Annotated in this window: 14 protein-coding genes; 10 read left to right on the top strand and 4 right to left on the bottom strand. The window is 68.1% G+C overall.

Annotated elements, in window-relative coordinates:
* Positions 1–157: 157 nt before the first annotated feature.
* Positions 158–913, bottom strand: a complete 756-nt coding sequence (locus ABZ815_RS39155; RefSeq protein WP_357706268.1) for a helix-turn-helix domain-containing protein — start codon at positions 911–913, stop codon at positions 158–160.
* Between the two features lie 145 nt (positions 914–1,058).
* On the opposite strand from ABZ815_RS39155, the gene ABZ815_RS39150 reads away from it, so the two are divergent.
* The 3 genes from ABZ815_RS39150 (at position 1,059) to ABZ815_RS39140 (ending at position 2,502) form a co-directional block, all read left to right on the top strand.
* A complete protein-coding gene (locus ABZ815_RS39150) occupies positions 1,059–1,406 on the top strand; it encodes a hypothetical protein (RefSeq protein WP_357706267.1) in 348 nt (115 codons plus the stop codon).
* Entirely contained in the window at positions 1,387–1,869 is a 483-nt protein-coding gene (locus ABZ815_RS39145; protein WP_357706266.1) for a GntR family transcriptional regulator, read from the top strand. Before ABZ815_RS39150 ends, ABZ815_RS39145 begins: the two co-directional genes overlap by 20 nt.
* Before the next feature lie 66 nt (positions 1,870–1,935).
* A complete protein-coding gene (locus ABZ815_RS39140; protein ID WP_357706265.1) occupies positions 1,936–2,502 on the top strand; it encodes an HD domain-containing protein in 567 nt (188 codons plus the stop codon).
* On the opposite strand, the gene ABZ815_RS39135 is transcribed toward ABZ815_RS39140, so the two are convergent.
* On the bottom strand, positions 2,470–2,946 hold the full coding sequence (locus ABZ815_RS39135; protein ID WP_357706264.1) for an NUDIX domain-containing protein: 477 nt from the start codon (positions 2,944–2,946) through the stop codon (positions 2,470–2,472). The genes ABZ815_RS39140 and ABZ815_RS39135 overlap by 33 nt on opposite strands.
* Before the next feature lie 2 nt (positions 2,947–2,948).
* Positions 2,949–3,689 (bottom strand): helix-turn-helix transcriptional regulator, encoded by a 741-nt coding sequence (locus ABZ815_RS39130; RefSeq protein ID WP_357706263.1) that lies wholly within the window; start codon positions 3,687–3,689, stop codon positions 2,949–2,951.
* 152 nt (positions 3,690–3,841) lie between these two features.
* On the opposite strand from ABZ815_RS39130, the gene ABZ815_RS39125 reads away from it, so the two are divergent.
* Positions 3,842–4,057, top strand: coding sequence for a hypothetical protein (locus ABZ815_RS39125; protein WP_357706262.1), 216 nt, complete (start codon positions 3,842–3,844; stop codon positions 4,055–4,057).
* Entirely contained in the window at positions 4,054–4,245 is a 192-nt protein-coding gene (locus tag ABZ815_RS39120) for a hypothetical protein (protein WP_357706261.1), read from the top strand. The genes ABZ815_RS39125 and ABZ815_RS39120 overlap by 4 nt, the downstream gene beginning before the upstream one ends.
* Here ABZ815_RS39120 and ABZ815_RS39115 read toward each other — a convergent pair.
* Positions 4,205–4,570: a winged helix-turn-helix domain-containing protein gene (locus ABZ815_RS39115; protein WP_357706260.1), complete on the bottom strand. Its 366-nt coding sequence runs from the start codon at positions 4,568–4,570 to the stop codon at positions 4,205–4,207. The genes ABZ815_RS39120 and ABZ815_RS39115 overlap by 41 nt on opposite strands.
* A 110-nt stretch (positions 4,571–4,680) precedes the next feature.
* Between ABZ815_RS39115 and ABZ815_RS39110 the strand changes: the two genes are divergently transcribed.
* Genes ABZ815_RS39110 through ABZ815_RS39090 form a run of 5 tightly spaced genes read left to right on the top strand, consistent with a single transcriptional unit; the run spans position 4,681 to position 7,518 of the window.
* On the top strand, positions 4,681–5,010 hold the full coding sequence (locus ABZ815_RS39110; protein ID WP_357706259.1) for a hypothetical protein: 330 nt from the start codon (positions 4,681–4,683) through the stop codon (positions 5,008–5,010).
* Positions 5,003–6,322 carry an FtsK/SpoIIIE domain-containing protein gene (locus tag ABZ815_RS39105; protein WP_357706258.1) on the top strand — a complete coding sequence of 440 codons (1,320 nt, stop codon included), beginning with the start codon at positions 5,003–5,005 and terminating at the stop codon, positions 6,320–6,322. The genes ABZ815_RS39110 and ABZ815_RS39105 overlap by 8 nt, the downstream gene beginning before the upstream one ends.
* A 19-nt stretch (positions 6,323–6,341) precedes the next feature.
* Positions 6,342–6,983, top strand: coding sequence for a DUF2637 domain-containing protein (locus tag ABZ815_RS39100; protein WP_357706257.1), 642 nt, complete (start codon positions 6,342–6,344; stop codon positions 6,981–6,983).
* Between the two features lie 15 nt (positions 6,984–6,998).
* The gene (locus ABZ815_RS39095; RefSeq protein WP_357706256.1) at positions 6,999–7,340 is read left to right on the top strand and encodes a hypothetical protein; all 342 of its coding nucleotides are present in this window, start codon (positions 6,999–7,001) and stop codon (positions 7,338–7,340) included.
* A 19-nt stretch (positions 7,341–7,359) separates the two neighbouring features.
* A complete protein-coding gene (locus tag ABZ815_RS39090; protein WP_357706255.1) occupies positions 7,360–7,518 on the top strand; it encodes a hypothetical protein in 159 nt (52 codons plus the stop codon).
* The last annotated feature ends 84 nt before the right edge of the window (positions 7,519–7,602 follow it).

The raw sequence follows: 7,602 nt of genomic DNA, 5'->3' as shown, positions 1-7,602 counted from the left end.
GTGTTCTGTTGCTCTCGGTCTTGGATCTCCGGTGCGGGGGGTGTGGGGGCGGGGGCCTCCCCGCCCCCCAGCCTCCCCCCCCCCCCCCCGCGACCGCCCGACGCGCGGCAGCCCGCCGGAGGCGGGCTGCCCTTGATGACGTGAAGAGAAGTTGCTTTCAGGGCTGTCCGGTGTCTGGTCGGTTCTCGTTGTCGTGAGGCGCAGTGGTGGTCCAGATGCGTACGAAGCTGGTCAGGTAGACCGCGGCCGCGCCTTGTTCCTCCTTCTGATGGAGGTGCATGACGGGGGCGTCCGCGGCTGGGGTGGCGTAGGCGTGAAGGTTGATGAGGAGTTCGTTGTCTGCGCGGTAAATGGAGTTGTAAAGGACGGTTCGGTGGAGTCGGATCTCTACGTTGGGGACGTCGTGTAGCCGGCGGTAGAGGGTTAGGGCGTTCTTGATGCGGGCGGCCATGACTTCGGGGCCGATGCCCTCGTCGGTGCCGCGTCTGGCGACCTGGGGGCAGTCGGGGTCGCCGAGGAGGATTCGGATCTTGACGCCTGCGTGAGCTCGCACGGTGAGGATGTCAAGGATCTTGCCGTCTTCCGGGAGGAACAGGCCGCTGTAGGTGAGGATGTCGATCTTCTCGGTTGCGCCTTGGAAGAGGGCGTGCCAGACGCTCTGGGGGACGGCCCAGCGGTGCGGGTAGATGGCGCGTACGTCGCCAGCGAGGGCGAGGTGTTGGTGGGCTACCTGTGGCCAGAGGTCGGCTTCGTGGACCTGGAGGAGGTCGGCGATGGCCCAGCGGTGGCGGGGGTAGGGGATGCGGCCCTGGAGCCAGCGGTGGACGGTCTTGGGGTCCACAGTGAGGGCTGCCGCGACGTCCGTCGGGGTGATGCGGGCTGCGAGCATCGCGTTGCGCAAGTGGTGGTTCATGGGGCCGCCGCTCCTGTGAGGGAACCGTCGTTGCCTGCGACGTTAACATGAGACGTCCCTAGACGTCCCCTAGTCGCGGTGTAGAGGTTCCTGGTGCCTGGCCGATGCTCGTGTGGCCGGAAGAGCCACCGAAGGGACGGAACACATGCAAAGCGGCCGAGCACAAAGCTTCGCTTATCAGCAGCGTCTGCTGACGGAGCTGGGGAACGGGCTACGACCTCGGGGTATCGCGGCCGTCTTGATGGCGGCCGAGGATGGGCGTCCTGAGTTGAGCGTCCAGGATCGTCGCTCGCGGATCCGGAAGGTCTACGTCAACGTCCCGTTCTACTGGTTCTACTGGGGTGATCAGCCCGACGAGCGGACCAGTTGCCTCAATCTGGAGGCCGCCATCGACCGGGTTGAGCAAGTCGCCCGGAACGGCTGGCGCACGGGTGAGCAGGCCGAGCTGCGCATCGATCTGGGTCTGATCTCTGATGCGTATCGGCGTGCCTGACGGCATGGCTGTGGACGAATCTCCGTGGCTGACGGGCGGTGCTGTCTACACCCAGATCGCGGAGCGGCTTCGGGCGCGGGTCGTTGCCGGCCGGTATCCGGCGGGCGGTTCGCTGCCGTCCGAGGCTGAGTTGTGCGCGGAGCTCCGGGTGGCCAGGAACACGCTCAGGCGTGGCCTGGCCATCCTTGAACAGGAGGGGGTCATCGTCACGGTTCCCTCGAAAGGCCGCATGGTGCCGGGGCCGCAGGCGGACACCGCGTACCGCTATCAGGTGATCGCCTCTGAGCTGCGCGCTCAGATCGAGACCGGCGTACTCGCCGCGGGGGCTGTGTTACCGAGCGAGAAGGAGCTACGGCAGCGGTACGAGGCTGCACGGGACACGGTGCGGCGGGCGCTCGACCTTCTGGAGCGTGAAGGGCTGGTCGTGGTCGAGCATGGGCGAGGCCGGTTCGTTCGAGGATGAGACGTCCTGGGACGTCCGCATCTGCCCCTAGATCAGCCCATATGCGGTCTGTCTAAGGTGAACAACGTGGAGCATGTCGATTGGGCCTATGACCTGGCCAAAGAGCTGCTGGAGACGACCTTGCCTCGCCGCTGGGCGCATACCCAGGGAGTCGCTGAGCGCGCTGCGTCCCTGACGCCACTCCTCGGGGAAGAGGCCGACACCTTGATTGCTGCTGCCCTGCTGCATGACATCGGATATGCCCCTGACTTGGTCGACACGGGCATGCATCAGCTCGACGGCGCTCGGTACCTGCGCGATGTCGCCGGGGCGGATAGGCGGCTGTGCCGCCTGGTGGCCTATCACTCGTGCGCGGAGAACGAGGCCCGGCAGCGGGACCTGTTCGACGTGTTGGCCAAGGAGTTCCACCAGGAAGCGCCGGACCTGGCCAGGGCGCTCACCTACTGCGACATGACGACCAGTCCGGACGGCCGGCATGTGGACGTTACCGACCGGCTGGCCGAGATTCATTCTCGGTACGGACCTGAGCATGTGGTCAGCCGGTCGATCACGGACGCCACCCCGTGCATCGTGTCCTCGGTACGGTCGGTGGAGGCCGCGCTATCCGAGGTGCGGCAGGCCGACGCCAGCTAGGTAGTGCTCGATCCGCATGCGCATCGACCGGTCCATCGGCAGGGACGTGATCTCACTTCGAGGCATCCAGCGGACCTCTGGGGACTCCTCGCTCGGAGTCGGCTCGCCCTCGACCGCGCGGCCGGTCAGGACGATGGAGAATTCCTGACGGGCCTCACCGTTGGAGGTGTAGAGGATCACGTGCCGGGGGTCGCTGTAGGTGCCGACCAGGCCGGTGATCTCGCAGGTGATGCCGGTCTCCTCGTACGTCTCCCGGATGGCCGCCGCGGGGATGGACTCGCCGAGGTCGATCGCGCCGCCCGGCACGGCCCAGTTGTCGTTGTCGCTGCGGCGGATCATCAAGACGTCCCCGGCCGCGTTGGTGACGATGACGTTGACGGACGGAACCAGGCTGTTCGGCTCGGGCGCGTCGGGGTCGTCGTAGAAGTCGATCCGCTTGGCCATGGTCAGGACTCCACCGGGGTCGCTTGTGCCCATACCTTCTCGAAGCTTTCGGCGTAGGTGGTCACCATTTCGCCGCCGGCCACCCTTCGCAGATGCAGTACGGGCGCGTTCCCGGCGCGGGTGCCGTACACGTGCATGTTGACCAGATAGTCGCCGTCAGCCTGATAGATCGAGTTGTACAGGATCGTCTGATGGAGGCGGAGCTCGAAGTTCTCAAGGGGCAGGAGCGGCCGGTAGAAGATCAGCGCGCTACGGATCTGCGCGGCCATGCTGTCGCCGACGCCCTCGTCCTCTCCCCGCTGGGCGACTTCGGCGCAGCCGGGGTCGCCCAGCAGGACACGGACCCGCACGCCGGCCTGTGCCTTCTCCCCCAGCAGGCGGACCATTGCGGCGTCGTCGGCGAGAAAAAGCCCGCTGTAGACCAGGACGCCGATGTCCTGGGACGCGGAGGTGAACAGACGTCCCCACGCGTCCCGCGGTACGGCCCAACGGTGTGGATAGATGGCCAGGACCTCGCTCTCGGAGGCTGCGACCACCTGCTCGCGTGACAGAGCCTGCGGCCACAGGTACGTCTCGTCCACACCGAGGTAGGAAGCCGTGGCAAACCGGTGCTTACGGTACGGCTCGCGCCCCTTGGTGATCCAACGCTCCACGGTCTTGGGATCGACCTCGATCGCCTCAGCCAGGTCCGCGACGCTCACGCCCTTCTGCAACAGCGCAGCGCGTAGCCGTTCGTTCGCCATCTCACCTGCTCCCAAGGACGTCCGGGGACCTGGACATCGTAGGCCGGACGTCTTGAACATGTCCCGTCGTGTAGTGATCTCGTCCTAACACTGCGTCGCATCCTCGGTTGCACAACGCCACAACGGCAGCGACCGAAGGAGGAGATGCACCCATGAACAACGAGATCATCATCCCCGCCGAGACGCCCTCGTGCGACTGCGGCAACGCTCTGACCGAGGGGCAGACCCAGTGCTCCAAGTGCCTGGCGCGGAGCCGGTGGGCGCGTAAGGAGCGGGCCCGGAACCGGCGCAACCGGCGACGGACGGAGACCAGGCGTCCCCCGCGCGGCCCCCGCGGCGCGTTCGCGATGGGGGTGAGCTGGACGTGAGCTGGCTTCCGCTGATCATCGCCGCTCTCTTGAGCACGACCCTGCTCGTCGGCTACGTCATGGTCCTGGTCGGCATCCGCCGCCAGGACAAGGGCCTGAGCCTGCGCCGGCACCCCGGCGGGGCCTCGGCCTCGCTGGCCCGGAAGGTCACCGGCTGCTACGTCCGGGACGGCGTGACGTGGACGTAGCCAACTGCTCCTCGACCTTCGCGAGGCGTACCGACAAGTCCCGCACGGCGGCGCGCAGCTCGGCCACGTCGGCCTGCTCGTCGTCGGCGGGGCGCTCCTCCGCATCCCGGACGAACACCCCCTTGCCCTGCTGGCCGATCACCAGGCCCTCGTTGCGGAGGATGCCGACGGCCATCTTCACCACGCTCAACGAGGCGTCGTACCGCTCGGCGAGTTGCGCGGTGGACGGCAGCGGGGTTCCGGGCGCGAGGGATCCGCCGTGGATCTGCGCGCGGAGATCGTCGGCGATCTGGAGGTAGCCGGGGCGCCCGGTGTTCTGGACCATCGCCGTCCATCACACCACGAAACATCGACCAAGCCAACCGAGAAGACGTTGACAACCAAGCCAACTAGGTTAACTATGTTGGATGAACGAGAAAGAGGAGGTCACAGCCCATGCGTTCCATCCCGATTCCTGTGGATGTCGGCAAGCTCGCCATCACCTGCGTCAAGGCACCGCGACCGCGGGTGCTCAACAGGGACACCGGCGAGATCAAGACCGACAAGAACGGCAACACCGTCTACGAGGTCACCGTCTCCGTCGAGGACGAGTTCGGCCGGATCGAACTCGTCAAGATCGGCATCACCGGCGAACCGCCCATCAGCGTCGGCGACCAGGTCAACGCCGTCGGCCTGCTCGGCTACGTCTGGGAGATCGCCGGCCGATGGGGCATCGCCTACCGCGCCTCGGCGCTGCTCCCCGCCAGGGAGGCCGCCAATGCCTGACGCGCCGTACCTGCTCGCAGCCCTGGCCGCCGTCGCGGCCGGGCTGTGGGCCTGGCGCCGCTACCACTACCCGTCCTTTTGGCTCGTGCTCGGCTTCCCGCTCGTCGGTCTGTCGGTACGGGCCTCGTGGCGGCGGGTCGCCCTCGGCTGTGGGCTGACCAAGAAGCGGCAGCGCTTCTGGTTCACCACCGTCCCCGGCCTGGTCGCCTCGACGGGCATCGTCCGTGTCCGGCGCAGGTGGCAGCGCATCGCCGTGGACACGAAGCCGTTCATGTGGCTGCCGCTGCCGACCCGGCACGGCTGGCGCGTCACCCTGCACACCCTGGAAGGCCAGACGCCCGGCGACTACGCCGACGTCGCAGAACGGCTCGCGCACTCCTGGGGCGTCCACGCCATCCGCGTCTCGTCACCCGGCCCCGGCCGCGTCGTCCTTATGGCCACCATGCGCGACCCGCTGGTCAAGGTCGACGAACTCCCGCCCTCGCCGGAACTGCTCAAGGTCACCGTGGGACGGCTGGAGACCGGCAAGCCCTGGACCATCGACTTCCGCACCGTGCCGCACTGGCTAAACGCGGGCGCGACACAGTCCGGCAAATCCAACCTCGCCAACGCCCTGATCGTCGGGCTGGCTCCGCAACCCGTGGCCCTGGTCGGCTTCGACCTCAAAGGCGGAGTGGAGTTCACGCCCTACATGCCACGCCTGTCCGCGCTGGCCACGTCGCGCGCCGAGTCCGGCGGGCTGCTGGATGACCTGGTCGGTCTGATGGTCGATCGCATGGGGCTGTGCCGCCAGGCCGGCGCCCGCAACGTCTGGCAGCTCCCGCCCGGCGTGCGGCCGGTCCCGGTCGTGGCCCTGGTCGACGAGCTGGCCGAGCTCTACCTGATGGCCGACAAGTCCGAGAAGGACGAGATCGCCAAGACCTCGACGGCGCTGCTTCGGGTCGCCCAGCTCGGACGAGCGTTCGGCATCTACCTGTTCTGCTGCGGCCAGCGCATCGGCTCCGATCTCGGCCCCGGCGTCACCGCTCTCCGCGCCCAGTGTTCCGGACGGATCTGCCACCGCGTCAACGACCCCGAGACCGCCACCATGACCCTCGGCGACCTCGACCCGGCGGCCCTCGCCTCAGCTCGTGCCATCCCCGCCGAAACGCCGGGCGTCGCCATCGTCGCCGGTCAAGACGGCCAGTGGTACCGCGCCCGCTCCTTCTACGTCACCGAGCAGACCGCCGAACAGGCCGCCCGTGCTCACGCCCATCTCACCCCTGCCTGGGACGAGGTCACCGCCCACCTGCCCGAACCCATCAACGCCTGAACTCATGAAGGGAGGAACGATGCGACGCTTCGCCTGCTGGCTGCTCGACACCGGCCCGGTCCTCGTCCTGGCCGCCATCGCGGGTGCCGGATCGTTCACCCACATCCGCGACACCGCCACCGAACACGGCCAGACCGGCTGGATGTCCTGGGCCGTCGCCGTCTGCATCGACCTGACCTGCGTCATGGCCGCCCGTGAACGCCAGCGCGACAAGAGGACCGGCAACCGCCGGCGGGCTCGGCTCTCGTGGCCCGTCCTCGTCCTGACCGGCGGCATCGTCCTGTCCCTGGCCGCGAACCTCGCCCAAGCCGACCCGACCGCGTGGGGCTGGATCACCGCCGCGACTCCGGCCGCCGCCTTCCTCATCGCCGTCTCGATGCTGGAACGCCGCGCCACCCGCCCGGAACCGTCCACTGCCGTGGCGTCCTCGCCCGTCCTGGCTTCGTCCTCGGCTCCGCAACTCGTCCCGTCCCATGCGCAGGACGAGGACGACGAGCGGGACAGCGACCTCGCGCCCGCCCTGATCGACTACGCCCGCCGTGTGGCCGACGAACACCACACCCGGCACGGCAAGCCCATCACCCGCGACGCCCTACGCGCCCACCTGGGCGTGTCCAACCAACTTGCCTCCGACTTGCTGCGCACCCTGCGCACCGCCTGAAGGGAGAACCGACCCATGACCCACGACCGCCGCACCGCCGTCATCAACGGCCTGCTCGACCTGGCCGCCTTCCTGGAAGCCCATCCCGACGTACCCGTCTCCTCCAGCGTCACCGTCCACCACTTCACCGAGCAGGCCAGTGACGCCGATCAGCGCGCCGAGATCGACCAGATCGCCGCCCTCGTCGGCTCGCAGATCGATTACGAGGACTCCCCGTACGGCCACTACGCCACCTCGCGCCTGTTCGGCCCGGTGGAGTACCGCGCCGTCGCCATCCTGGCTGCCGCCCGTGCCCGCCACGCCGCCGAAGCCAGCTACCGCGGCTGCATCCAATCCGACCCCACGCCCGCCACCTGACCGGAGAAGGGACCCGAGCATGCGCATCCGCATCGACGGCACCCGAGCCGAGATCGTCGACGCCCTGTTCCGCCTACGCCTGCACTTCACCGTCATCGGCGTCTCACGCGTCTACCCCGACCGCACCCGCCCGCATCACTGGCGCATCTACCTCACCACCGCCCGCGACAGGAAGTGACCAGATGGACGAGGTGATCCACTACCGCTGCTGCACCTGCAACGGCACCGGAATCGACTCTGACGACGCCCGCTGCCTCGACTG

It is taken from the genome of Nonomuraea sp. NPDC047529 (assembly GCF_040642995.1).
GTDB lineage: Bacteria > Actinomycetota > Actinomycetes > Streptosporangiales > Streptosporangiaceae > Nonomuraea.
The sequence above is the reverse complement of the archived record's forward strand: the minus strand, read 5'-3'. Positions and strand labels throughout refer to the sequence as shown.

Excerpts from the sequence above, each read along its gene's own strand:
- ABZ815_RS39155 (WP_357706268.1), bottom strand. The coding sequence starts at position 913 with ATGAACCACCACTTGCGCAACGCGATGCTCGCAGCCCGCATCACCCCG.
- ABZ815_RS39150 (WP_357706267.1), top strand. The coding sequence starts at position 1,059 with ATGCAAAGCGGCCGAGCACAAAGCTTCGCTTATCAGCAGCGTCTGCTG.
- ABZ815_RS39145 (WP_357706266.1), top strand. The coding sequence starts at position 1,387 with ATGCGTATCGGCGTGCCTGACGGCATGGCTGTGGACGAATCTCCGTGG.
- ABZ815_RS39135 (WP_357706264.1), bottom strand. The coding sequence starts at position 2,946 with ATGGCCAAGCGGATCGACTTCTACGACGACCCCGACGCGCCCGAGCCG.
- ABZ815_RS39130 (WP_357706263.1), bottom strand. The coding sequence starts at position 3,689 with ATGGCGAACGAACGGCTACGCGCTGCGCTGTTGCAGAAGGGCGTGAGC.
- ABZ815_RS39125 (WP_357706262.1), top strand. The coding sequence starts at position 3,842 with ATGAACAACGAGATCATCATCCCCGCCGAGACGCCCTCGTGCGACTGC.
- ABZ815_RS39115 (WP_357706260.1), bottom strand. The coding sequence starts at position 4,570 with ATGGTCCAGAACACCGGGCGCCCCGGCTACCTCCAGATCGCCGACGAT.
- ABZ815_RS39110 (WP_357706259.1), top strand. The coding sequence starts at position 4,681 with ATGCGTTCCATCCCGATTCCTGTGGATGTCGGCAAGCTCGCCATCACC.
- ABZ815_RS39105 (WP_357706258.1), top strand. The coding sequence starts at position 5,003 with ATGCCTGACGCGCCGTACCTGCTCGCAGCCCTGGCCGCCGTCGCGGCC.
- ABZ815_RS39100 (WP_357706257.1), top strand. The coding sequence starts at position 6,342 with ATGCGACGCTTCGCCTGCTGGCTGCTCGACACCGGCCCGGTCCTCGTC.
- ABZ815_RS39095 (WP_357706256.1), top strand. The coding sequence starts at position 6,999 with ATGACCCACGACCGCCGCACCGCCGTCATCAACGGCCTGCTCGACCTG.
- ABZ815_RS39090 (WP_357706255.1), top strand. The coding sequence starts at position 7,360 with ATGCGCATCCGCATCGACGGCACCCGAGCCGAGATCGTCGACGCCCTG.